This window comes from Nonomuraea sp. WAC 01424, assembly GCF_003947315.1.
Taxonomy (GTDB): domain Bacteria; phylum Actinomycetota; class Actinomycetes; order Streptosporangiales; family Streptosporangiaceae; genus Nonomuraea; species Nonomuraea spiralis.
Genome location: NZ_QHHZ01000012.1, coordinates 319,168 through 343,277 on the forward strand (window position 1 = coordinate 319,168; position 24,110 = coordinate 343,277).

At 71.2% G+C, this 24,110-nt stretch carries 17 protein-coding genes; 8 read left to right on the plus strand and 9 right to left on the minus strand.

Annotated features, from left to right (window positions below):
- Positions 1–22: 22 nt before the first annotated feature.
- Together hrpA and DMB42_RS32150 are read left to right on the plus strand one after the other, a co-directional pair.
- Positions 23–3,895 carry an ATP-dependent RNA helicase HrpA gene (hrpA, locus tag DMB42_RS32145; protein ID WP_125640104.1) on the plus strand — a complete coding sequence of 1,291 codons (3,873 nt, stop codon included), beginning with the start codon at positions 23–25 and terminating at the stop codon, positions 3,893–3,895.
- 34 nt (positions 3,896–3,929) lie between these two features.
- Positions 3,930–4,583: an HAD family hydrolase gene (locus DMB42_RS32150; protein ID WP_125640302.1), complete on the plus strand. Its 654-nt coding sequence runs from the start codon at positions 3,930–3,932 to the stop codon at positions 4,581–4,583.
- Between the two features lie 21 nt (positions 4,584–4,604).
- Here the strand turns inward: DMB42_RS32150 and DMB42_RS32155 are convergent, their stop codons facing one another.
- The 3 genes from DMB42_RS32155 to DMB42_RS32165 all read right to left on the minus strand — a co-directional run bounded on the left by DMB42_RS32155 (position 4,605) and on the right by DMB42_RS32165 (position 8,397).
- Positions 4,605–4,931, minus strand: a complete 327-nt coding sequence (locus DMB42_RS32155) for a DUF5709 domain-containing protein (RefSeq protein ID WP_229823225.1) — start codon at positions 4,929–4,931, stop codon at positions 4,605–4,607.
- A gap of 85 nt (positions 4,932–5,016) precedes the next feature.
- The gene (locus tag DMB42_RS32160; RefSeq protein ID WP_125640107.1) at positions 5,017–6,558 is read right to left on the minus strand and encodes a gamma-glutamyltransferase family protein; all 1,542 of its coding nucleotides are present in this window, start codon (positions 6,556–6,558) and stop codon (positions 5,017–5,019) included.
- 105 nt (positions 6,559–6,663) lie between these two features.
- A complete protein-coding gene (locus DMB42_RS32165) occupies positions 6,664–8,397 on the minus strand; it encodes an ABC transporter ATP-binding protein (RefSeq protein WP_312024772.1) in 1,734 nt (577 codons plus the stop codon).
- A 71-nt stretch (positions 8,398–8,468) separates the two neighbouring features.
- Here DMB42_RS32165 and DMB42_RS32170 point away from each other — a divergent pair, with 71 nt between their 5' ends.
- On the plus strand, positions 8,469–8,888 hold the full coding sequence (locus tag DMB42_RS32170; protein ID WP_125640113.1) for a MarR family winged helix-turn-helix transcriptional regulator: 420 nt from the start codon (positions 8,469–8,471) through the stop codon (positions 8,886–8,888).
- On the opposite strand, the gene DMB42_RS32175 is transcribed toward DMB42_RS32170, so the two are convergent.
- Positions 8,881–9,927: an amidohydrolase family protein gene (locus DMB42_RS32175; protein WP_125640116.1), complete on the minus strand. Its 1,047-nt coding sequence runs from the start codon at positions 9,925–9,927 to the stop codon at positions 8,881–8,883. The two genes, DMB42_RS32170 and DMB42_RS32175, sit on opposite strands and share 8 nt — an antisense overlap.
- Before the next feature lie 60 nt (positions 9,928–9,987).
- Positions 9,988–11,145, minus strand: a complete 1,158-nt coding sequence (locus DMB42_RS32180; protein ID WP_125640119.1) for a CdaR family transcriptional regulator — start codon at positions 11,143–11,145, stop codon at positions 9,988–9,990.
- A 110-nt stretch (positions 11,146–11,255) separates the two neighbouring features.
- Between DMB42_RS32180 and DMB42_RS32185 the strand changes: the two genes are divergently transcribed.
- Together DMB42_RS32185 and DMB42_RS32190 are read left to right on the plus strand one after the other, a co-directional pair.
- A complete protein-coding gene (locus DMB42_RS32185; protein WP_260478069.1) occupies positions 11,256–13,367 on the plus strand; it encodes a M6 family metalloprotease domain-containing protein in 2,112 nt (703 codons plus the stop codon).
- Positions 13,368–13,439: 72 nt separating this feature from the next.
- Positions 13,440–15,956 (plus strand): tetratricopeptide repeat protein, encoded by a 2,517-nt coding sequence (locus DMB42_RS32190; protein ID WP_125640123.1) that lies wholly within the window; start codon positions 13,440–13,442, stop codon positions 15,954–15,956.
- A gap of 12 nt (positions 15,957–15,968) precedes the next feature.
- On the opposite strand, the gene DMB42_RS32195 is transcribed toward DMB42_RS32190, so the two are convergent.
- A complete protein-coding gene (locus tag DMB42_RS32195; RefSeq protein WP_125640125.1) occupies positions 15,969–16,916 on the minus strand; it encodes a hypothetical protein in 948 nt (315 codons plus the stop codon).
- 73 nt (positions 16,917–16,989) lie between these two features.
- Between DMB42_RS32195 and DMB42_RS32200 the strand changes: the two genes are divergently transcribed.
- Positions 16,990–17,769 (plus strand): tyrosine-protein phosphatase, encoded by a 780-nt coding sequence (locus DMB42_RS32200; RefSeq protein WP_312024773.1) that lies wholly within the window; start codon positions 16,990–16,992, stop codon positions 17,767–17,769.
- Between the two features lie 21 nt (positions 17,770–17,790).
- Here the strand turns inward: DMB42_RS32200 and DMB42_RS32205 are convergent, their stop codons facing one another.
- Positions 17,791–18,831: a Gfo/Idh/MocA family oxidoreductase gene (locus DMB42_RS32205; protein WP_125640132.1), complete on the minus strand. Its 1,041-nt coding sequence runs from the start codon at positions 18,829–18,831 to the stop codon at positions 17,791–17,793.
- Positions 18,832–18,883: 52 nt separating this feature from the next.
- Complete coding sequence (locus tag DMB42_RS32210; protein WP_125640135.1) at positions 18,884–19,783, minus strand: proteasome assembly chaperone family protein; 900 nt, start codon at positions 19,781–19,783, stop codon at positions 18,884–18,886.
- An 86-nt stretch (positions 19,784–19,869) separates the two neighbouring features.
- Here DMB42_RS32210 and DMB42_RS32215 point away from each other — a divergent pair, with 86 nt between their 5' ends.
- Together DMB42_RS32215 and DMB42_RS32220 are read left to right on the plus strand one after the other, a co-directional pair.
- Positions 19,870–20,259, plus strand: coding sequence for an ankyrin repeat domain-containing protein (locus DMB42_RS32215; protein ID WP_221762444.1), 390 nt, complete (start codon positions 19,870–19,872; stop codon positions 20,257–20,259).
- Positions 20,260–20,425: 166 nt separating this feature from the next.
- Positions 20,426–21,376: a terpene synthase family protein gene (locus tag DMB42_RS32220; RefSeq protein WP_125640140.1), complete on the plus strand. Its 951-nt coding sequence runs from the start codon at positions 20,426–20,428 to the stop codon at positions 21,374–21,376.
- A 43-nt stretch (positions 21,377–21,419) separates the two neighbouring features.
- Here DMB42_RS32220 and DMB42_RS32225 read toward each other — a convergent pair whose 3' ends face one another.
- Positions 21,420–23,528 (minus strand): ATPase, encoded by a 2,109-nt coding sequence (locus tag DMB42_RS32225; protein WP_125640143.1) that lies wholly within the window; start codon positions 23,526–23,528, stop codon positions 21,420–21,422.
- Between the last annotated feature and the right edge of the window lie 582 nt (positions 23,529–24,110).

Genomic DNA, 24,110 nt, shown 5'->3' on the forward strand with positions numbered 1-24,110 from the left:
GCTCAAATATCCTGAAAGCAGTATGGGAACACCTTCGTTGTCCTCTCCGCTCGCCGACCTCCAGTCCCGCCTGCCCGAGCTCATGCCGCGCGACCAGCGGCGGCTGCGGCGCAGGCTCGACGGCATGCGCCGGGTCCGCTCCCGCGAGGCCCGGGACAAGATCGTCACCGAGATCCTCGCCGACGTGGAACGGGCCGAGCAGCGGCTGGTGCGGCGGCGCGAGGCCGTACCTGAGGTGCGATATCCGGAGAACCTTCCGGTCTCGCAGCGCAGGGACGACATCCTGGCCGCCATCCGCGACCACCAGGTCGTGATCATCGCGGGCGAGACCGGGTCCGGCAAGACCACCCAGATCCCCAAGATCTGCCTCGAACTCGGGCGCGGCGTACGCGGGCTCATCGGCCACACCCAGCCCCGCCGCATCGCCGCCCGTACCGTCGCCGAGCGCATCGCCGAGGAGCTCGGCACCGACCTCGGCGAGGTGGTCGGCTACAAGGTCCGCTTCACCGACCAGGCCAGTGAGCGCACCCTGGTCAAGCTGATGACCGACGGCATCCTGCTGGCCGAGCTGCAGAACGACCGCCTGCTCGACCAGTACGACACCCTGATCATCGACGAGGCCCACGAACGCAGCCTCAACATCGACTTCATCCTCGGCTACCTGAAACAGCTCCTCCCGCAGCGCCCCGACCTCAAGGTCGTCATCACCAGCGCCACCATCGACCCCGAACGTTTCTCCCGCCACTTCGACGACGCGCCGATCATCGAGGTGTCCGGCCGCACCTACCCGGTCGAGGTCCGCTACCGCCCGCTGGAGGAGGACGACGACCAGACGCAGGGCATCGTCGACGCCTGCCGCGAGCTGGTCACCGAGGGCCCCGGCGACATCCTGGTCTTCCTGTCCGGCGAGCGGGAGATCCGCGACGCCGCCGACGCGCTGGCCAAGGCCGACTTCCGCAACACCGAGATCCTGCCGCTCTACGCCCGGCTGAGCGCCGCCGAGCAGCATCGCGTCTTCCAGCGCCACACCGGCCGCCGCGTCGTCCTGGCCACCAACGTGGCCGAGACCTCGCTGACCGTCCCCGGCATCAAGTACGTCGTCGACCCGGGTTACGCCCGTATCTCCCGCTACAGCCACCGCACCAAGGTGCAGCGCCTGCCCATCGAGGCCATCTCGCAGGCCAGCGCCAACCAGCGCAAGGGCCGTTCGGGCCGTACCTCCGACGGCATCTGCATCCGGCTCTACGAGGAGGAGGACTTCCTCGCCCGGCCGGAGTTCACCGACCCGGAGATCCTGCGTACCAACCTGGCCTCGGTCATCCTGCAGATGACCTCGATCGGGCTGGGCGACATCGAGGCGTTCCCGTTCGTCGAGCCGCCCGACCGCCGCCAGGTCAAGGACGGCGTCAACCTGCTCCACGAGCTGGGCGCGTTCGACGCCCAGGGCAAGCTCACCGGCGTCGGCCGCAAGCTGGCGACCCTGCCGGTCGACCCGCGGCTCGGCCGCATGGTGCTGGAGGCCGACAAGAACGGCTGCCTGCGCGAGGTCATGGTGATCGCCGCCGCGCTGTCCATCCAGGACCCGCGCGAGCGCCCGTCGGACAAGCAGCAGCAGGCCGACGAGAAGCACCGGCGCTTCGCCGACCCCGATTCCGACTTCCTGACCTACCTCAACCTGTGGAACTACCTGCGCGAGAAGCAGAAGGAGTTGTCCTCCAGCGCGTTCCGGCGGTTGTGCAAGTCCGAGTTCCTCAACTACCTGCGGGTCCGCGAGTGGCAGGACATCTACAGCCAGGTCCGCCAGGCCCTCGGCGCCCAGCCCGGCAGCGGGGTGGCCGACCCCTACCAGGTGCACGTGTCGCTGCTGGCCGGGCTGCTGTCGCACATCGGCGTCAAGGACGTCATGGACAAGCAGCGCGCCGCCGACGGGCGGCGGCCCATCCAGGAGTACATCGGCGCGCGCAACGCCCGCTTCGCCGTCTTCCCCGGCTCGGCCCTGGCCAGGAAACAGCCGCAGTGGCTGATGTCGGCCGAGCTGGTCGAGACCTCGCGCCTGTGGGCCCGGGTCAACGCCAAGATCGAGCCCGACTGGGTCGAGCCGCTGGCGCAACACCTGGTCAAACGCACCTACTCCGAGCCCCACTGGGAGAAGAACCAGGGCGCGGTGATCGCCCTGGAGAAGGTCACCCTGTACGGCGTCCCGCTCGTGGTCGGCCGCAAGGTCAACTACGGGCGTATCGACCCCGACCTGTCGCGCGAGCTGTTCATCCGGCACGCCCTGGTCGAGGGCGACTGGGACACCCACCACCGCTTCCTCAAGGACAACCGGCGGCTGCTCGAAGAGGTCGAGGAGCTGGAGAACCGGGCCCGCCGCCGCGACATCATGGTCGACGACGAGGCCCTGTACGACTTCTACGACCATCGTGTCCCCGCCGACGTCGTCTCGGCCAGGCATTTCGACTCGTGGTGGAAGCAGGCCAGGCAGGAGCAGCCCGAGCTGCTCACGTTCTCGCCGGAGATGCTGGTCAACGAGGGCGCCGACGTCAGCGCCCGCGACTACCCCGACACCTGGAAGCAACTCGGCCAGCGGATGCGGCTGACCTACCAGTTCGAGCCGGGCGCCGACGCCGACGGTGTGACCGTCCACGTGCCGTTGCAGGTGCTCAACCAGGTCAACTCCGACGGTTTCGACTGGCAGATCCCGGGCCTGCGCGAAGACCTGATCACCGCGTTGATCAGGTCGCTGCCCAAACACCTGCGCCGCAACTTCGTGCCCGCCCCCAACTACGCCAAGCAGGTGCTGGACGGCGTCAGGCAGGGTGGTGAGCCGCTGCTGGAGGCCGTGGAACGCGAGCTGCTGCGGCTGACCGGCGTCCGCGTGCCGCACGAGGCGTGGCAGCTCGACCAGGTGCCCGACCACCTGCGCATCACCTACCGGGTGATCGACGAACGCAAGCGCACGGTCGCCGAGGACAAGGACCTCGACGCGCTCAAGCGCCGCCTCGCGCCGCGCCTGCGCAAGACCCTGTCGGAGGCCGGCGACGACCTGGAGCGCACCGGCCAGCGCACCTGGAGCTTCGGCACCCTGCCCAAGGTGTTCGAGCAGGGCCGGATGAAGGGCTACCCGGCGCTCGTCGACGCGGGCGACTCGGTCTCGGTCAAGATCTTCGAGACGGCGGCCGAGCAGCGCCGCGCCCACTGGCCCGGCACCCGCCGCCTGCTCCTGCTCAACGTCACCAATCCGGCCAGGTCCCTGCTCGGCGGCCTGTCCAACCAGGCCAAGCTGGCCCTGTCCCGCAGCCCACACGGCGGGGCCGTGGCGCTGTTCGACGACGTGGTCAACGCGGCCGTCGACAAGCTGATGCTCGACCTCGGCGGCCCGGCCTGGGACCCGGTCGGCTTCGACCGGCTCTACCAGCACGTCCGGGCCGAGCTGCACGACACGGCGGCCGACGTGCTGGCCAAGGGCGAGCAGATCCTGAGCGTCTGGCACGCCATTGGCACCCGCCTCGACGGCCTGCGCGCCGGCGCCTCGACCGAGGACGTACGCGAGCAGCTCGGCAGGCTCGTCCACAAGGGGTTCGTCACCGCCACCGGCACCCGCCGCCTGCCCGACGTGCTGCGCTACCTGCGGGCCATCGAGCGCCGTCTCATCAAGCTCCCCGAGGAGCCCTGGCGGGACGAGGAGTGGATGGACCGCGTGCACAAGATCGAGGACGACTACCAGGACCTGCTGGAACACCTGCACCCGGCCCGCCGGGGCGACCCCGACGTGGGGGAGGTCCGCTGGATGATCGAGGAGCTGCGGGTCAGCTTCTTCGCCCAGACCCTCGGCACCCCCACACCCGTGTCGGAGAAGCGCATCACCAAGGCGATGGAGAAGCTGCGGCCCTGAGCTCGGGGCGGCGCACGTACGAACAGGGGGAATGATGGTCAGGGCTGTGGTGCTCGACGTCGGCGAGACGCTCATCGACGAGACCCGCATCTGGTCGCGCTGGGCCGACCGGCTGGGCGTGAGCAGGTTCGTGCTCATGGGCGCGCTGGGCGGCATGGCGGCGCTGGACCGCTCCCACCGAGAGGCGTTCGAGCTCGTCCGCCCCGGCCTCGACGTGGAGGCCGAGATCGCGGCCTGGGAGCGCGACGACCCCACCGGGCTGCGCAACCACTTCGACGACGGCGACCTCTATCCCGACGTCCGGGAGGCGCTGGCGGCCGTGCGCGCGGCCGGATACCAGGTGATCATCGCCGGCAACCAGCCCCGCCGCGCCTTCGACGCCCTGGTGGCGATGGACCTGCCGGTGGACTCCGTGCACACCTCCGAGGGCTGGGGGTTGTCCAAGCCCGCCCCGGAGTTCTTCGCCAAGGTGGCCTCGGTGGCGGGCCACGAGCCCGCCGAGATCCTCTACGTCGGCGACCGGCTCGACAACGACGTGCTCCCGGCGGCCAGGGCTGGCATGCGCACGGCGTTGCTGCGCCGCGGCCCCTGGGGTTTCCTGCACGCCGAACGTCCGCAGGCGAAGGCCGCCGACGTGATCGTCGACGACCTGCACGCGCTGCTGCCCGCCCTGCGACAGCTCACCTGAGGTTTTCCGGGCCCGTACGGGTCAGCTGAGGTCCTCGTCGGGGTCGATGCGCAGCGCGCGCTCCTCGGCCGACAGGTCCTCCCGGTCGGCGTCCCAGTCGACGCCGATGGCCTCGTCCTCGGTGTCGGGGTGGGCGCCCTCGTCGGGCTCGGTCAGCCGGTGCTCCGCACGTGGGCCGCGGCGCAGGCGGTCGGGCAGCTCCTGGCGCAGCCGTTCGTCGAGTGTGGCCTCGTGCTGAGGGTCGTCCTCTTTGACCTCGTGGTGCAGGCCGAGGTCGTCGGTCCACTCCCTGACCTCGATGTCCTGCTCGTCGGCCATGCCGAATCGGTCCGGAGGTAGTTCGCTCATACTGCGCCCCCTACCCACCGTACGGACCGAAATCCTCACACTTGGCCTGCCTTAGGGGGTTTTGTAGCTCATCCTTGTCCGTGGGCTAACGGCCGAGCGCGGCTCCGACGAGAGAACGCGGGTCCGCGGCGCCCGCCAGCATCCCGTCCGGGCGGACGTCGACGAGATGGGCGTGGCCGAAGGAGCCCCCGTACGGCAGCGTCCGCACCGGGTGGCCGAGCGCGGCCAGGCCGTCGGCCCAGGTCGTGCCCTCCTCCAGGTCGAGCACGACGTCGTCGGGGGCGTCCCAGGTGTCGAAGCCGGTGCCGCCGCCGGCCAGCCGCCAGCGCGGCGCGGCGAGCGCCTGGCCGGGCTCCTCGCCGTGGTGCAGCAGGCGGGTGATGATCTGGGCCAGGATCTGCGGTTGCGCGTCGCCGCCCATCGTGCCCACGACCGTCCTGAGCGCGCCGCCGGGGCGGGTGATCAGGGCGGGGGCCAGGGTGTGCGGCGGGCGGCGGCCGGGGCCGTACTCGGCCGGGTGGCCGGGGCGCAGCGAGAAGCCGATGCCGCGGTTGTGGAGGTTGATCCCGGTACGCGGCTCGAAGAGCATGCCGCCGAACCCGGACGCGTTCGACTGGATAAGCGACACGCCCATGCCGTCGCCGTCCACCGCGCACAGGTACGTCGTGTCGCCGTCCGCGGCGGGGACGGGCACGCGCAGCCGTCCGGCCGGCTGGACCAGGGCCCGGCGGCGGGCGATCTCGCCGGGGTCGAGCAGGTCCTTGGCGTCCTCGTGCAGCAGGGCGGGCCGGTCGTGCCCGGCGGCCCGCGCGGCCTCGGCCAGCAGGTGGGCCCAGGCCGGATGGCGGGGCGAGCCGGGCAGGTCGAGCCCGTCGAGGATGGCCAGGGACATCAGCAGCAGGTAGCCCTGCGAGTTGGGCGGCATCGACCAGACGTCGTGGCCGAAGGCGCGTACGCGCAGCGGCTCGACCCAGTCGGCCGTGGGGGCGGCCAGGTCGGCGGCGGTGTACTCGCCGTCGCCCAGCTCGATCAGGCCCTGCCCGAACTCGCCGAGGTAGAAGCCGTCCCGGCCGCCGTCGGCCACGGCCTGCAGCGCGCGGGCCACCCCCGGGCGGGTCACCCGGTCGCCGGCCGCGCGGACCTCGGCGAAGTCGCCGCCGCCCGGCCGTCCGGCCGCCGTACGCGCGCCCGCGACCATCAGCGGGGAGGCGGGGAAGCCGTCGCGGGCCAGTCCGATCGCCGGCCGCAGCAGCTCGGCCATGGGCAGACGGCCGTGCCGGACGTGCAGGGCGAGCCACCCGTCGACGCAGCCGGGCACCGGCACGGACCTGATGTCGTGCAGGTGCGGCATGCGGGTGTGACCCTCGGCGCGCAGCCTGGCGGGGTCGGCGCCGGACCCGGCCCGGCCGGAGGCGTTCAGGGCGGTCACCGAGCCGTCGTGGACGAGCGCGAACAGGTCGCCGCCGAGCCCGCACATGTGGGGCGCGACCACGGCGAGCACGGCGTTGGCCGCGATCGCCGCGTCGGCGGCGGAACCGCCGCGGTCCAGCGCGGCCACCCCGGCGGCCGAGGCCAGGTGGTCGACGCTGCACACCATGCCGTTGGGCGCGTATCTGGTGTTGTGCACGTGAAGAGACTAAGCCCGTCCCGGGGTCAGGCGTTCTCCAGCCGGGGGCGGAAGGGGGCGGGGCGGCAGAACGGGTCCTGGCCTTGAACGGGGTGAACGGGGAAGTCAGACCAGTTCCAGGGGGCGGTCCCGGTCGACCAGGGCGGCGTAGTGGCCGCCGAGGGTCATGAGCTCGTCGTGCGTGCCGCGCTCGACGACCTTCCCGCGGGCGAGCACGACGATCTGGTCGGCGTCGCGGACGGTCGACAGCCGGTGGGCGATCGTGATCGTGGTACGCCCCCGCGCCAGCGTGTCCAGGGCCTCCTGCACGGCTCGCTCGGTCTGGGTGTCCAGGGCGCTGGTGGCCTCGTCGAGGATCAGCACCGGCGGGTTGCGCAGCAGCGTACGGGCGATGGCCAGGCGCTGCTTCTCGCCGCCGGAGAACCGGTAGCCGCGCTCGCCCACCATCGTGTCGTAGCCGTCGGGCAGCGAGGCGATGTGGTCGTGGATGCGCGCGGCCCGCGCCGCCTCCTCCAGCTCCTCGTCGGTGGCCGACGGACGGGCGAAGCGCAGGTTGTCCGCGATCGTGGCGTGGAACAGGTACGTCTCCTGCGAGACCACCCCGACCACCTCGCTCAGCGTCTCGAACGTCAGGTCGCGTACGTCCACGCCGTCGATGGTCACCCGGCCGCCGGTCACGTCGTACAGGCGGGGGAGGAGGTAGCTGAGGGTGGTCTTGCCCGAGCCGGTCTCGCCCACGATGGCCAGCGTCGTGCCCGCGGGGACGGTGACGTCGACGGCGTCGAGGGTGCGTTCGTCCTCGTAGGCGAAGTCGACGCCCTCGAAGCGCACCTCGCCGCGTACCCGTTCCAGGGTGCGGGCGCCGGGGTGGATGTCCACCGACAGGTCCAGGTACTCGAAGATGCGGCCGAACAGCGCCAGCGAGCTCTGCACCTCGACGCCGAGCCGCAGCAGCGACACCGTCGGCCGGAACAGGCCGGCCTGGAGCGTGGTGAAGGCCACGAGGGTGCCGACGGAGATGATGCCGGTGTACCCGACGGCCCAGTAGACCAGCGCGGGCATCGCGGCCATGATGATCTGGATCGACGACTGCCGCCACCGCCCGGCCATGCTCGTCCGTACGCCCAGCTCGGCCAGTTCGTCGGAGGCCCGGCCGAACCGTTCGGTCAGCTCGGGGGAGCGGCCCATGGTCCGGCCCAGCAGCACGCCGCTGATCGACAACGACTCCTGGACCATCGAGGAGATCACGGCGAGCTTGCGCTGGCGGTCGGCGGTGATGCGCTTGCGCTCGGCGCCGACCTTCCGGCTGATCCACACGAACACCGGCAGCAGCAGGAGCGAGATCACGGTCAGCCGCCAGTCGAGGGCGAGCATGGCCACGATCGTGGCGATCACGGTGGTGAGGTTGGAGATGATCGAGGTGGCGGTGGAGGTGACCACCGACTGCATGCCGCCGATGTCGTTGGCGATGCGCGACTGCACCTCGCCCGTCTTCGTACGGGTGAAGAAGGCCAGCGACATGCGCTGGAGGTGGGAGTAGACCGAGATGCGCAGGTCGTGCATCACCCGCTGGCCCACGGTGGTGGAGATGAGCGTCTGCAGCACGTCGAAGACGCTCGTCGTGACCGCGACCGCGATCATGCCCAGCGCCAGCAGCGTGAGCAGCAGCGCGTCGCGGGACGGGATCGCCACGTCCAGCACCTCGCGCAGCAGGAACGGCGAGGCCAGCCCGACCAGGGACGACAGGAGGATGAACGAGCCCACCAGGGCCAGCCGGCCGCGGTAGGGGGTGAAGAGTCCGATGATGCGCCGCAGCGGCGCGCGTGGTTCGTCGGCCAATATGGGGCCTCCTTTCGGATGTCCACTCAAACAGAGGTTAACTCATAATTGTTCCGGCTAAACTTGGCGGCATGGGAGAGAAGGAGCTCGCCGAGCTCTTGCACCTGGTCAGCAGGCGTCTGCGCCACGGATACGTCCACCGGCTGGTGCCGCTCGGGCTCAATCCGGGTCAGGCGCGGGCGCTGCGCGCGCTCGGCGCCGCCGACCGGCCGCTGCGCATGGTGCAACTGGCCGACGAGCTGCGGATCGTGCCGCGCTCGCTGACGCCCGTCGTGGACGCGCTGGAGGGGTCGGGGTTGGTGCGCAGGGAGGTCGATCCGGCCAACCGGCGCTCGACGCTCGTCGTGCTCACCGACGCGGGCCGGGCCATGGCCGAACGGGCGCGGGAGGCGCGCAGGGAGGCCGGCGAGAGCCTGTTCGCGGTGTTGTCGCAGGACCAGCGGGACCAGCTCAGCGACCTGCTGAGCGCCGTGGACGCCCAGTTCAGGTGAGCGTGCCGCCGGTCACCGTGCCCGTCACCGTGCCGCCCGTCACCGTGCCGAGGCAGGGCGGGCGGCCCATCAGGGCCGAGTACGGGTAGCGTCCCCGGGCGTCGAAGACGGCGAAGTCGGCCCGGCTGCCCGGCCCGAGCGAGCCGATCCGGCCCGGCCCGGCGTCCAGGCCCAGGGCTCGCGCCCCGCCCAGCGTCGCGGCCTCGACCAGCCGGCGGTCCAGGCCCCGTACGCGCAGCCCGAGCTCCCGGGCCCGCTCCCGGACGACGGCCGCGAGCCCGAGCAGGTCGCCCGGCCCGCCGCCCGCCGGATCGCGGGTGCCCAGGGCCAGGCGGTTGCCCTCCTCCAGCAGGGCCAGCACGTCGGCGGCCCGCGTCTGCCCCGGCGGGCAGAGGGCGATCACGCTCCGGCGCAGCCGCAGCAGCTTGCGTTCGCCGGGGTCGAGCGGCCGGGCGCAGGCCACGTGACAGTGCGGGCCGAGCACGCCCGCCTCGTCGAGGGCCATGGGCGAGTGCCGGTCCAGCCCGGCCAGCAGCCGCAGGCCGAACGTCCTGGCCAGCACGGCCACGTCCTCCAGCACCTGCGGGTCGCGGGTCCCGGCCGCGATCCCGACCGGGCACGGCCGGTCCACCTCGCGCAGGGCGGTGATCAGCGCGTCCCGGTCGTGGTCCTCCCACTCCTGCTCGGAGGCGCTGGACACCTCGACGTACGAGACGCCGGGCAGGCTCGTGAGGTCGGCGGGGCCGGTCAGTACGGTGGTCCGCGTCGTCACCCCGGGGCCCGGCGGCGCGGGCGCGGAGCAGGCGTCCACCAGCCCGGCCACGATCAGGCCCGGCCAGCGGATCTCCCGCGTGACGGGGAAGCTGGACAGCAGCTCCTCCCGCGAGCCCACCTGGAGCACCCGCTCGCCCCTGATCACCACCGTCCCGTCGCGGACGGGCGCGGCGCAGACCGGCAGCACCAGGGGAGCGGAGTGGGCCACGACGGGCGCGGGCGCGCGCCTGCCCAGAACCGGCACAGCACGCTTCGCACCCGCCATCGGCGCTCCCGTCGGATTTGCCCTTTTGGCATTAAACGCGAGCGATGGTGGGGAAGGCAATCAGTCGCCGCCGCGGGCGTCCCGGGGCTGGTAGCGGCCGGACAGCCGGGCCAGTTTCAGGCTGAGGTGCAGCGCCAGCCGCTCGCCGCCGTCCTTCAGGTCCGTACGCGCCAGCTCCTCCACCCGCTGCAGCCGGTAGTACAGCGAGGTACGGTGCAGCCGCAGCGCCCGGGACGTCGCCACCGCGCTGCCCGCCAGGTCCAGGTACGTCTCCAGCGTCTCCAGCAGCGGCAGGTACTGCTCGTCGGCCAGCAGCCCGTCGAGCCCGGGATGCACCTCCTGGTCCGAGAGCTGGGTGAGTATCCGGTAGACGCCGAGCCGCGCCCATTCCGCCGACCGCCCGAGCCCCGGCACCCGCGCGGTCACCTCGGCCGCGTGCCTGGCCTCCGCGTACGAGTCCGCGGCCTGCGCCAGCTCGCACCGCGTACGCCCGATGCCCACGACCACCGGGACCGGCATGGCCGCGTGCAGTTCGTCGGGCGGGACCGGCGGCCCGGCGGTGAGCAGCACGGCGTGGTCGTAGCGCACCAGGTGCAGCGGATGGTGCCCGCTCAGCCGCCGCCGCAGGGCCAGCAGCCCCTGTTCCAGCGCCAGGCGCAGCGCGTCGTCGGGCTCGGTCGAACGCGGCCGGGCCACCAGCACGGTCACCGGCTGCGCCTGCGGGAACGCGCCGGCCTCGATGAGCCGCCTGGCCGCGTCCCGCTCGCCGCGCAGCAGCCCGGTGACCGCCTCCAGTTCCCGGTGCGAGGCCAGCCCGGTCGCCAGGCTCTCGTGGAACAGCGCGAGCGCCAGCCCCGGGACGGCCGCGGGCGCCTCGGCCACCTGCTCGTCGGACATGGCCGGACCGGAGTCGATGAACCACAGGAAGCCGAGCAGGCCGTCGGTGTGCCGCAACGGGACGCACACGCGCGGCAGCAGGCCCAGGTGCGGCGCCCCGGCCGTGCGCAGGGGCGCCTGCGCCTCGTGCACGCCCGCCGCGCGCAGCCACTCGCGCACCTCGGCGGTGGTGTGCCGGCGCAGGACGGAGTCGCGGCGGATGTCGTCCATGGCGCCGTTCTGCTCGCTGTAGGCGATCACGCGCTGGACGCGGTCCTCCAGGAGCAGAGGGCGCCCGAGACGGGCGGCGAGGTCGTCCACGATCCGCTGGAGATCCGCCACAGGCCCACCTAGGTCAAGCTGGATATTTCAACAAATGTCGGAAGCCTTGCTACACGTCTTCCCTACAGCTGATCGGTGATCTCCGTCAATATCGTCTATACCGTCGATCCGTGAACGCCCCGAAGAAGCTGCTGAAGGGTTTGCTGGCGGCCATCGTGCTGATCCCGGTGAGCCTGATGGCGACCCCTGCTTCCGCAGCACCCCCCACTGATGATCCTGAGTACCCGTGGCGGCAGAACCACTGGCCGCAGACCCAGCCCTGGCAGCAGGACGAATCGGCCGACGCGCAGACGCTGCGCGCCCGTCCTCCCGGTGGCCTCACGCCCCTCGACCCGCAGAACTGGGAGAACCCGGACCACATGACGTGGGCGGACTACAAGAAGCCGCCCGGCACGAAGTGGAACGACCCGGCCGTCAAGGGCTCCAAGCGCACGTTCAAGGGCGCGCTGGTGCTGCTCGACTACCCCAACCAGGCGTTCGTCGTCACCCAGCCCAAGGGCTCGACGATCTACGCGAACCCGAGCGCCGAGGCCCATGACGTCCCGCGTGACCAGGTGGCCAAGTTCTACCAGGACTTCCTCAACACGCCGAACACCCTCAACAAGGGTCACACCATCCACGAGTACTGGATGGAGGACTCCGGCGGCCGGTACGGCGTCGAGCTGAGCGGGTTCGGCCCGTACACGATGCCGGGCAAGGACCACGAGTACGCCCTGGAGCCCGGCTTCAACGGCACCTCCGGCTGCCCGGCGGGCGACACGTGCAACAAGAACCTGCGCACCGACGGCCACAACGCCTGGATCAACGCCGTCGGCGAGGACGTCGCCAAGCAGTACGACTTCATCTTCTACCTCAGCGCCGGCCAGGACGAGTCGTCCACCTGGCAGGAGTTCGGGATGATGAAGTTCCCGACCAAGGAGGACGTGCCCGACGAGTGGGGCCCGCCGGACCCGGCCCTGCCCAACTGGCTGAAGACCCGTTACGTCGACTGGTCCTCCTGGCAGGCGGCCTCCAACTTCTGGCCCAACGCCAACATCGGCGTCGACTCCGTCCAGGCCGAGAGCTCGGGCATGGCCGTCTATGCCCACGAGTTCAGCCACATCCTCGGCGTGCTGGACAACTACAACAACCCGTACGGGGTGCCGCCGATCCGGGCCTACACCGGCATCTGGGAGATGCTCAGCCGCGGCAGCTTCAACGGCCCGGGCGGTCCGCACTCCCGCTGGCTGATCCCGCCCACGGCGGGCGCGTCCATGGGCGCCCAGCACATGCTGCGCAACAAGCTCAAGCTGGGCATGGTCGACGAGCAGAACGTCCTGCGCCTGTCGCGTGAGGCTCTCGACGAGTCGGGCCTGGTGACGGCCAAGGTCCTGGCCCGCGCCGTACAGCCGGGGCAGAACGAGTTGTCGGGCGTCAACATCTCCTTCGACGCCCCCGGCGACAAGAGCACCTGCGCCACGACCGACCCGCTGTGCGACCGCGGCGGCTACCAGAACTACACGGTCGAGGTCGTGGACCGCATGGGCTCCGACTCCTTCACTCCCGACGCCGGCGTGCTCCTGGCCAAGACCAAGAACGAGGACCGGGCGCCGTTCGAGTGGGTGATCGACGCCAACCCGCAGGACATCGGCATGACCGACTACGTGATGCCCGACGGGACCAAGGTGCCGATCACCGTCGGCGACTTCCGCCAGCTCTCGGACGCCCTCTTCCACGTCGGCACCGACTCCGGCAGCGAGTACGAGTACGAGGACCAGGCCAACCGCCTGCACTTCTACGTCACCGACCTCAAGCGCAACCGTGACGGCGAGCTGTCCTACACCGTCGCCATCCGCTCGCTCGACGGCTCGGGCCCGCAGAAGCGCGGCGTCCGCGTGCTGCCCGGGGCCGGCGTCCCCACCGGCAAGAACATCTCCACCTGCACCTTCCCGCTGTTCAACACCGGCAAGGCGGCGCCCGCCCAGGGGCAGCACCCCGAGGACGTCAGCGCCTACCTCAACTCCGACGTCTACCGGCTCACGGCCGAGGTACAGGGCAAGGGCTGGAGCGCCCAGCTGCCCAACGCCCTGGCCTCCGTGGCCTTCGGCAAGCAGGCGCCGGTGACGGTCAACGCCGTGCGCGCGTCCGGCGGCGACCGCCTGGCCCGCGTCAAGCTCACCGCCACCTCGGAGAGCGATCCGACCAAGACCGCCACGGCCACCTGTCACGTGATCGGTCTGTAGCGCGAAGATGGGGTACGGCTGGCGTGGGCCGTGCCCCATCCGCTTGAATCACCCCCGGGAAGGGGGTGTTCGGTGACGGGGAACTTACCGGACAAGCCACGACGTAAGCGGGCCGCCTGGGCGGCGCCCGTCTCGGCCGGGCTCGCCGCCGCCGCGGCGAGCGTGCTGGCCGCCTCGCTGGAATGGGACATCCCGCCGGTCGCCAAGGTCGGGGTGACACTCGCGGCGGCGCTGCTCGTCGGGGTGACCACCTGGGCCACCACCGAGACCAAGCCCCGGCGCCGCGCGCCGGTCGAGCCCGGCGCCCTGCCGCCCGACCAGTGGCCGCCCGTGCCCGAGCACTTCACCGGCCGCGCCGACTCCCTCGCCGCCCTGCGTGAGGTCTTCGCCGCCCGCCGCAGGTCCACCGCCCTGTCACCGCCCCTGGTCGTCTCCGTGTACGGCCGCGGCGGCGTCGGCAAGTCGGCGCTGGTGACGAGGTTCGGGCAGGAGGTCGCGAACTGGTTCCCCGACGGCCGCCTCTACGCCGACCTGCGCGGCGGCGTCGACGCCCCCGTACGCCCCGACGAGGTGCTGATCGGCTTCCTGCGCGGCCTGGGCGTGCGCCTGGCCACCGACCCGGGCGGCCTCGACGAGCTGCGTACGCTCTGGCTCACCTGGACCAAGGGCCGCAGGATCCTCATCGGCCTGGACAACGCCCACGACGCCGCCCAGGTCAAACCGCTGATCCCGGCCGAGCCCGGCTGCGCGGTGCTGGTCACCTCGCGCGCCCCGCTGTTCCTGGACGGCACGCACGACACGCGGCTCGGCGTGTTCACCGAGGCGCACGGCGTGGAACTGCTGGCCCGGCTGGCCGGCGGCGGGCGGGTCGTCGACGACCTGGAGTCGGCCAAGAAGATCGTCCGGCTGTGCGACCATCTGCCGCTGGCGATCAACATCTGCGGCGGACGCCTGGCCACCCGCGAGCAGTGGACCCTGCGCGAGATGGCCGGGCGGCTGGCCGACGAACGCCGCCGCCTCGACCAGCTCCAGGTGGCCAACGGCGTGGACAAGAGCGTACGGGCCTCCGTGCAGCTCAGCTACGACGACTGCACCGGGATCCAGCGCCGCCTGCTGCGCCTGCTCAGCGCGCTGCCCGCGCCCGACGTGCCCGGGTGGGTGGCCGGGGAGCTGCTCGACATCTCCGGCCTCGACGGCGCCGACCAGCTCGAAGCCCTGATCGACGCCCAGCTCGCCGAGTGCTCCGGCACCGACCAGACCGGCACGATGCGCTACCGCCTGCACGACCTCGTCCGGGTGTTCGCCGCCGAGCTGGCCGGACAGGACGAGGAGGAACGCCGCAGGTCCGCCGTCGAACGTGTCCTGCACGGCTACCGCCGCCGGGCCGAGGAGGCCGCCCAGAACCGCTGGCCCCAGGACTGGAGCAAGGGCGGGCGCCGGGCCAGCGCGGAGGGCCAGCTCGGCGCGGGCGACTGGCTCAACGCCGAACGGCTCACGCTGCTCGGCATGATCAACCTGGCCGCGCAGCTCCGGCTCTGGGAGCTGACATGGGGGCTGACCAGGGCGTTCTGCTCGCTGTGCCACTCGCTGCGGGCCTACTGGGCCGACTGGGCGGCGGTCGCCGACATCGGCTGCGAGGCGGCGCGGCGTACCGGTGACCGGCGCGCGCTGGCCATCGCGCTGCTGGACAGCGCCGCCGTACGGGGCGGCATGGGCCTGCGCGACCGCGCGCTGCGCGAGGCCGAACGGGCGCTGGAGATCTTCGGCGAGCTCGGCGAGACCTGGTGGGCGGCCAGGGCCATGCGCACGATCGGCATGACGTTGTTCAGCGACGGGCACCTCGACCGCGCCCAGGACTACCTGATCGGGGCGATCACCGCGTTCAAGGGCGAGGACGACCTGTGGTGGATGGCCCGCACCCAGCGCAACCTGGCCGAGATGCGCATGGCGGAACGGCGCCCCGAGGAGGCCCGCGAGCTGCTCGAAGACGCCCTGGACATCTTCGAACGGGCGGGCAACCGCTACTCCGAGGCCCAGACGCTGCGCGCGTACGGCGAGGTGCTGGCCGCCCAGGCGCGCGGCGATCGGCGGGCCGGCGACCACAGGGCCGCCGCCACCATGTTCACCAAGGCCGGGCTCAGCCTCGACCGGGCGGCCGAGATGTTCAGGCAGCGCGGCGAGTTGTGGGAGGAGGCCCGCTGCCTGCGCGCCGCCGGCGAGGTGGGCGACCCGGCGGGCGGGGCGCGGGAGCTGGGGTACGTGCGCCGGGCCGAGGAGATCTTCGTGGCGCTCGGCGACTCGTGGGGGGTGGCCCGCAACGCGGTCTCGGCCGGGCGGGCGCTGGCCAGGCTCGGGCGGATCGAGGAGTCCGAGCACGAGCTGCGCCGGGCCGTGCACGGGTTCCAGGAGCTGGAGGATCGCTGGTGGATGGCCAGGAGCCTGCGCTACCTCGGCGAGGCGCACCTCGACGGGGGCGGGCACGGCGCGGCGGTCGAGCCGCTGGAGCAGGCCAGGGAGATCTACCGCAGTCTGGGGAACGAGGCGGGCATGCGCCGCACCCTTGAGCTCCTGCGCCAGGCCAGGCCCTGATCGTCCCGGTGCTCAGGAGTCGCGCGAGGGGTGCCGCTGCGGGCCGGTCGTGGCCTGGCGGCCGATCGCGCCGGTGCCGTACGTGTCGCTGAAGGGCGTTCTCAGCAGTTCGCCGGCCGCCTGCCTTGCCTGCATGACGCTCTCCTCGAACAGCTTGCGCACGTGCGCCGCCTGGTCGGCCAGCTCCCTGATGCGCTCGTGCGCCAGTTCGTCCCGTACGGTGTCGGCGAGGAGCTGCTGGTACTCGGGGGTCTTGGCGGCCAGCGCCTCCAGGCGTCTGTGCGCGTGGAACACCTTGTCCGCCTTGAGCACCTGCTTGGCGTACTTCTCCAGGTGGCGTACGCGGTGCGAGAGCGACGTCCAGGCGGTGTCGAGGGCGCTGGTGTACGGCTTGAACGCGTCCTCCATGCCCGGCGGCAGCTCGCGGGGGATGAGCCGGCCGTGCTCGGCGTGCATGGACGACAACCGCCGCAGCCGGTGGGAGATCTGCCAGATCTCCTCCGGCAGCGACACCTGGTTCTCGACCGAGTCGATCAGCCCGGCCTTGTGGACCTTGGAATTCAGGACGGCCTCGGCCGCGTCCTGGGCGCGGCGCAACAACATCTGGCAGGGACGGTCCAGGTCCTCGGGAAGGATGAAACGGTCGGCGTAGGTGTTGGCCAGGCGCAGTCTTCGTTTGACGATCCGGTGGGAGCTGTCCAGCGCCATCCAGCGGATGAGGGCGATCAGTCCCATGCCGATGCCGGAGATGAAGGCGACTTCGCCTTGGCCGGTCACGATCCAGACCATCAACAGCAGAGCCGGAAGCGCGAAGAGCAGGACAGGACTGAAGCTGGGGTCCATCCGCTTGCCGGAACGGGCCATACGGAGGATGTGCGGGCTCGACCGCAACTCGACCGAGACCTCCGGGGGCAGCGATGGATCGATCACCAGCCGGGGTGGCAGCGCTCGTGGATCCATACGTTCATGCTGCGTTATGAACAAGGAATTCGCTCATGATTGGAGGACATATAGGGTCAAGCTGATGAATGAGATGACAAGATGGATCGATCTGGAAGGCGCCGTCAACGTACGTGACCTGGGCGGACTTCCCACCCGCGACGGCGGGCTCACCCGCCGCGGCCGGATCTTCCGAGCCGACAACCTGCAGGGCCTCACCCCGGCGGACGTGTCGCTCCTGGTGAGCGAGCTGAACCTGCGCCACGTGGTGGACCTGCGCTCGACCCCCGAGGTCTCCCTGGAGGGGCCCGGCCCGCTGACCCTCACGCCGGAGGTGACCCACCACCACCTGACATTGTTCGCCGAGGGCGGCCGGCACACCGACGTCGAGGCCGGCTCCATCGACGGCGACCGCGTGCTGCCCTGGCAGGAACGGGTCATCGACGAGGACCTCCGCGTGACCGGCTTCTACTTCGGCTACCTGCGCGACCGTCCGGACGCCGTCGTGGCGGCCCTGCGCACCATGGCCCGCGACGACGGGGCCGCGCTGGTGCACTGCGCGGCGGGCAAGGACCGCACCGGCGTGCTGTCGGCCCTGGCGCTGGAGGTCGCCGGAGCCACCCGCGCGGCGATCGTGGACGACTACGTGGCGACGGGCGAGCGGCTGGAGCTGATACTCAAGCGCCTGCGCGCGAGCTCCACCTACCGGGACGACCTCGACTCCCGCCCGGCGGACGACCACCGCCCCCGGGCCCGCTACATCGAGCAGTTCCTGAAGGTGCTGGACGACCGCTTCGACGGCCCGATGGGCTGGCTGCACGGCCACGGCTGGACCGAGGCCGACACCACCGCGCTGAACGCCCGCCTGCGCTGAAGCCTCGCTCGCCCCTCGCGGTCAGCCCAGGTGGACGACCATGCGCTGGGTGGCTGACAGGTGGGCGGCCTCGATGACGGCGAGCGTGTCGATCGCTCCTCGCGGATCGACCGGGGGTGGCGCGCCCTCACGCAGGGCGCGTTCCACCTCCCGGTAGAAGTCCAGGTACGCGCCCGGCTCCGTGGGAACGGTCCGGGCGTCGCCGTCGGCGCCGAGCAGCCCCCAGCGGCTCTCCTCGTCCTCGCCGAACCCGGGCGAGTCCGGCGTCAGGCCGGCGCGCAGGCGTTCCTCCTGCACGTCCATGCCGTACTTGACGAACGCCCCCGCCGAGCCGAGCACCCGCAGCCGCGGACCGGATTGTGCCGCCAGCGAGCCGGCCCACAGATGGGAGCGCACCCCGCCCGCGTGCCTCAGCGCGACGAACGTGTCGTCGTCGGAGGCCACACCCGGCCGCCGTACGTCGCTCTCGCAGTAGACCTCGTGCGCCGGGCCGAACAGTTGCAGCGCCTGGTCGATCAGGTGGCTGCCCAGGTCGTACAGCAGGCCGCCGATCTCCTCCGCGCCGCCGGTCTCCCGCCAGCCGCCCTTCGGCACCGGCCGCCAGCGTTCGAAGCGCGACTCGTACCGCAGCACGTCGCCCAGCCGTCCCTCGGCGATCAGCCGGCGGACCGTGCGGAAGTCGCCGTCCCAGCGCCGGTTCTGGAACACGGTCAGCATGACGCCGGCCGCCTCGGCCAGCCGGACCAGCTCGCGGGCCTCCTCGGCGGTACGGGCCACCGGCTTGTCCACGACCACGGGCAGGCCCTCGGCGAGCGCGGCGGCGGCCATGCTCACGTGGGTCCGGTTGGGCGAGGCGACCACCACGAGGTCGCTGCGCCCCCACAACTCCCGTACGTCCGCCACACCGGCGGCGCCGTACCTGTCGGCCACCTCGGCCTGCCGCGCCGGATCGCGGGTCACGACCGCGGCCAGCCGCAGGCTGGGGGTGGCGTGGATCAGCGGGGCGTGGAAGTACGCGCCCGCGGTGCCGTATCCGATCAGGCCGACCCGGATCTCGCTCATCCGGCCAGGCTATCCGGCCGCCCCGGCGGAACCGGGAGCGGCCGGACGGGAGTCATTCGTCGTCGCGTTCGGCGAGGAAACGTTCGAACTGGGCGGCCAGCTCGTCGCCCGTGGGCATCGGGGTCGTCTCGGCCATCAGGTTCTCCCGCTCCGACCCGCCGGCGAACGCGTCGTACTGCTGCTCCAGCCCGCTGATGGCGGTCGACAACTCCGAGGACGCCTGGATCTGCTCCTCGATCTCCGCCGTCGTACGGTGGGCCGCGTCGTGCAGCCCCTCCATCGGGAACACCAGGCCGGTGCCCCGCGTCACCGCCTCCAGCGCGGTCACCGCCGCCGTGGGGTACTCCGCCTGCGACAGGTAGTGCGGCACGTGCACCGCGTACCCGACCGCATCCCGCCCCTGCGCGCCGAGCCGCAGCTCCAGCAGCGCCGCCGCGCTCCCCGGCACCTGGACCCGGCCGAAGGCGCTGGTCTGCGAGTTGATCAGCTCGGGGCGGCTGGCGTGCATGGTGATGCCAAGCGGGCGGGTGTGCGGCACCGCCATCGGGATGCCGTGCATCGTCACGATCTTGCTCACCCGCAACCGTTCCACCAGTTCGGCCACCGCGCGGGTGAACAGCTCCCACTCCCGGTCGGGCTCCGGGCCGCTCATCAACAGGAACGGCGTGCCCGTGGCGTCGTTGGCGACATGGACGGCCAGCTCGGGGGTCTCACACTCGACCCAGCGGTCGGTGTCGAAGGTCATGATGGGCCGCCGGGACCGGTAGTCGAGCAACCGGTCCACGTCGAACGTCGCCACGACCCGGTGCTCCAGCTCGGCCAGCAGGTGGCCCAGCGCGAGGCGTCCGGCGCCGCCCGCGTCGACAAAACCGTCGAAGTGGTACAGCAACACCGGATCGGTCAGCTCGGGCGCGTCGTCTGCGAGCCTGTAGAGATCCTTCGGGTCGAACACGGTTGGACAGCCTTTCCCTAGGTACTCTTCCCCAGAACCTATGGCGAGTCGGATCGATTCCGTGCAGGGCACCCTATCGAGGCACAATGGGACAGATGGACGAGGATCCGGAGCTGGAAGCGTTCGCCACCAGGATGTTCGACCTGGCCAGGGCGGGCGACACCGAGACGCTGCGCGCCTACGTGGAGGCTGGCGTTCCGGCTAATTTGTCCAACAGCAAAGGTGACACTTTGCTGATGCTCGCGGCCTATCACGGCCACGCCGAGACCGTACGGATGCTCGTCGCGTCCGGGGCCGACCCCGACCGCGCGAACGACCGCGGGCAGACGCCGCTCGCCGGGGCCGTGTTCAAGAAGGAGTCGGACGTGGTCAGAGCGCTGCTGGAGGCGGGGGCGGATCCGCGGGCAGGTGCTCCGTCCGCATTGGACACAGCCCGAATGTTCGAAAATGACGAGTTTATCCAATGGTTCACTTAAAGGGATCCATAGTGTGAAAAAGGCATTAAAGGGCTCCAAGTTGTCGAGTGTGGCCTTTTGAACAGCCGATCGTCATGCTGAAGGAGTGGCTACTTCTGCGCATTCCTTCGGTAGGCGACCACTCCACATCCCTCCGCTCCCGTGCCCGTTCCCGAACGAGATCAACGTGCACGCCGCGGAGGTCGACGCGGAGAGCCACGCATGGCTGGCCGCCTCAAACATGCTCAAGGGCGCCGACACCATCGAACACTTCCGGCGCTCCAAGATCGGCCTGCTCGCGGCACGTACCAACCCCGACGTCCCACGAGACAGCCTCCGGCTGATCAACGACTGGTACAACTGGCTCTTCGCGTTCGACGACGCGTTCTGCGAGGGCGAGCTGATGGGCCACCGCGCCTCGGCGCTCGCCCGCGCCCTGCCCCCGCTCCTGGAGATCCTGGACGGCCGCAGGGAGCCCGACGAGAAGGACCCCTTCGGAGTCGCCCTGAACGAACTCCTCCACCGCATCATGGACGCCTCCACCCCCGCCCAGGTGGACCGGTGGCGCATCACGGTCAAGGAGTACCTGTTCGCCCAGATCTGGGAGGCCGCCAACCGCGAGGTCGACCTGATCCCCACGCCGCAGGACTACGTCCTGATGCGCCGTATCACCGGAGCCACCTACACCTGCTTCGCCCTCATCGACGGCGGCGGCGGTTACCGCCTCGAAGCCGAGGAATGGCACCACCCCGACGTACGCATGTTGTCGGACCTGGCCTGCGACCTCATCGGCTGGGACAACGACCTTCTCTCCTACGCCAAGGAGCGCGACAACGACAAAGCCCGGCACAATCTCGTCACCGTGCTGGCCACCCATAAGGACCTCACCCTCCAGGAAGCCCTGCTGGAGGTCTCCGAGATGCACAACCAGGCGATCGCCGCGTTCCTCGACCGGCGGGCGGCGCTGGAGAGCTGGGCCCCGCTGCCGGTCCGCACCTACGTCCGCGGCCTTGAGCACTGGGTACGGGGGCACATCGAGTTCTCGCTGGGCAGCGCGCGCTACGTGCACGCCTGGCCGGACGGCACCCGCTGGCCCATGCGGTCCGACACTGGAGGCCAGTGGCCCCGGGCGGTCTGAGCCCTGGGGGCCCGCTGGCCCTGGGCCGTCGAGGGCCCTGAGGTCAGTCCTCGGCCGGGGCGTCCAGGTCGCCGAGCGCGAGCGTGGACGCCTCGTCGAGGTCGAGCCGGGCGCCGTTCTCGAAGGCGTTCTTGTAGGCCAGGTCGCCCATCATCGACTTGCAGTCCTCGACGCACGCGTCGTGATCGTCGGTCAGGAACGGCGCGCCCATCTGCGGCAGACCCGCCGTCCGCCAGTTCTGCTGCAACGCGCCCAGCAGCTTGGCCGCCGTGGGCGCCTGCCTGAGCGTGATGAGGATGCGCGCCGTCGTCTCCAGGACCAGCAGGGTCCCGAGCGTGTCGTGGAAGTGCCGCTTGATCCGCAGGCCCTCGCGGGCGCTGTGCAGCGCCTCGTCCGCCCTGCCGGTCGCGAGCCTGGTGCGCGACATCGCCCACTGGGCGTAGGAGCTGACCCACAACTCCCCGCGCTCGCGGCACACCTGCAGGCAGTCCTGCAGCAGCGACTCGGCCTCGAACAGCTCACCCTGCGCCGACAACACCAGCGACAGCTCCACGATCGCGGGCAGCAGACCCGGATTGAGCTCCTTGTTGTCGGTGTTGAACTCGATCGCCACGCCCAGCAGCGCGCTGGCCTTCTGCACGTCGCCCTGCAGCAGCGCCGCCGTGCCCTGCATCTTCGAGGCCAGGATCACCGCCCTGGAGTCGCCCACCCGGACGGCCTCGGTGCTGCACTGCTCGGCCGCCGACAACGCCCCGGCGCTGTCACCCTGCGCGCTGCGCACGTACGACAACACCCACAGGGCCTTGCAGCGCTCCTTGGTCGGCGAGGGGTTGGCCTCCAGCGCGCGTTCGAGGTAGAGCCGGCCCTCCCGGACGAAACCGCAGCACACCCACATGAACCACAACGACGACAACAACGTGAGCGCCGAGGCGCTGCGGGCCGGCGAGGACAGCGCGTGCTCCAGCGCGACCCGCACGTTGTCGTGCTCCTGCCGCATGCGTACGAACCAGTAGATCTGCCGCGGGCCCGACCACGCGTCCTCGCTGCGCTGGGCCAGGCTCAGGTAGTACTCCAGGTGGCGCTGCTTCATCTGCTGGGCCTGGCCGAGCTTGTCGAGCCACTCCTCGCCGTACTCGGCCAGGGTGTCGATCAGCTTGTAGCGCACGCCGGCGTGGTTGCTCCTGATCAGCAGGATCGACTTCTCCACCAGCCCGGTCACCAGGTCGGTGATGTCCTCCGACGGCAGCCGCCCGTCCGAGCAGACGAACCTGGCCGCGTCGAGCTCGAAGTCGCCGGCGAACACCGACAACCGCGCCCACAGCAGCCGCTCGGCGGGCTCGCACAGCTCGTGACTCCAGCCGATGGCCGCCCGCAGCGTCTGGTGGCGGGGCAGCGCCGTACGGCTCGCGCCGGCCAGCAGGCTGAACCGGTCGGCCAGCAGCCCGAGGATCTGCTCCACCGACAGCGCGCGCAACCGCACCGCCGCCAGCTCGATCGCCAGCGGGATGCCGTCGAGCCTGCGGCACAGCTCGGCCACCGCCGTGATGTTGTCCTCGTCGAGCTGGAAGTCGGGCACGACCGCCCCGGCGCGCAGCGCGAACAACTGGACGGACTCGTTGGTGAACAGGTTCTCCGCCGGGTCGTCACCCGGCACCAGCAGCGGCGGGACCGGGACCACCTGCTCGTAGGGCAGGTGGAGCGACTGGCGGCTGGTGGCCAGCACCTTCAGGTTGGGCGCGGCCTCCAGCAGCTCGTGGACCAGCTCGGCGCAACCCTGCACGAGGTGTTCGCAGGTGTCGATGATGAGCAGCATGTCGCGGTCGCCCACCCACTCCGACAGCGACTCCGACTCCGCCCGCGAGGACTGGTCGGCGATGCCGAGCGCCGAGGCGATCGTGTGCTTGACCATGCCCGCGTCCTGCAACCGGGCCAGGTCGGCGAACCACACGCCGTCGGGATACTGCGAACGAACCTGGTGCGCCAACCGCAGCACCGTGCGAGACTTGCCCACACCGCCGATGCCGGTGACGGTCACCAGCCGGGACTCGGCCAGATGGCGCTTGAGGTTGGCGAGTAACCGGGTCCGCCCCACGAAGCTGGTGAGCTCCGCCGGTAGATTGCCTTCTCTCCGCCAGCCTGTCGGGGTGGCCATGCGCAGCCTCACGGGGGATCGGCGACACCTGCCTTGGCATCGTACCGCCGGTCGCGTGGGCTGTCCGTGGAGCCGCGAAGACGACCGGTGTTGGTTTGTACGTCTAGGTAGCATGTTTTCCGTGGACGAATTTCTCCCGGAGCAGACTTCGGACGACACGGACCTCGGGTGGGGCGACTGGCGCGAGGCCGACCCCGACGCCTTCTACCTCGACAACAAGCCCCCACACTGGGCCTGACCAGCCGTAACGCGGCCGTACCCAACCGGCCGCACCCTCTCGCCATCCCCCCATCACCCCCGAAACGGCCCCTCTAGCTCTCCATTTCCACCCCAGCCGTTTCCCGCCCTCCACACCCCGCCGCTCCCCTGCCCCACACCTCGGCGGCCCTGGGCCGCTGTAACCCCCTCCTCACCCTCGGCCACGCCATGAGCCAGTCATTGGCGCTGGCGCTGGTGCGCGGCTTCCCCGTCTCGACGTACAGCTGACGCGCCCGCCCCTCGGACGGCGCCCCCCTTCGGACGGTGCGCGCCCGTCTGATGCGTGCCCCGGGCCCTCGCCCGGCCCCTTCGCCCGCCCCCGCC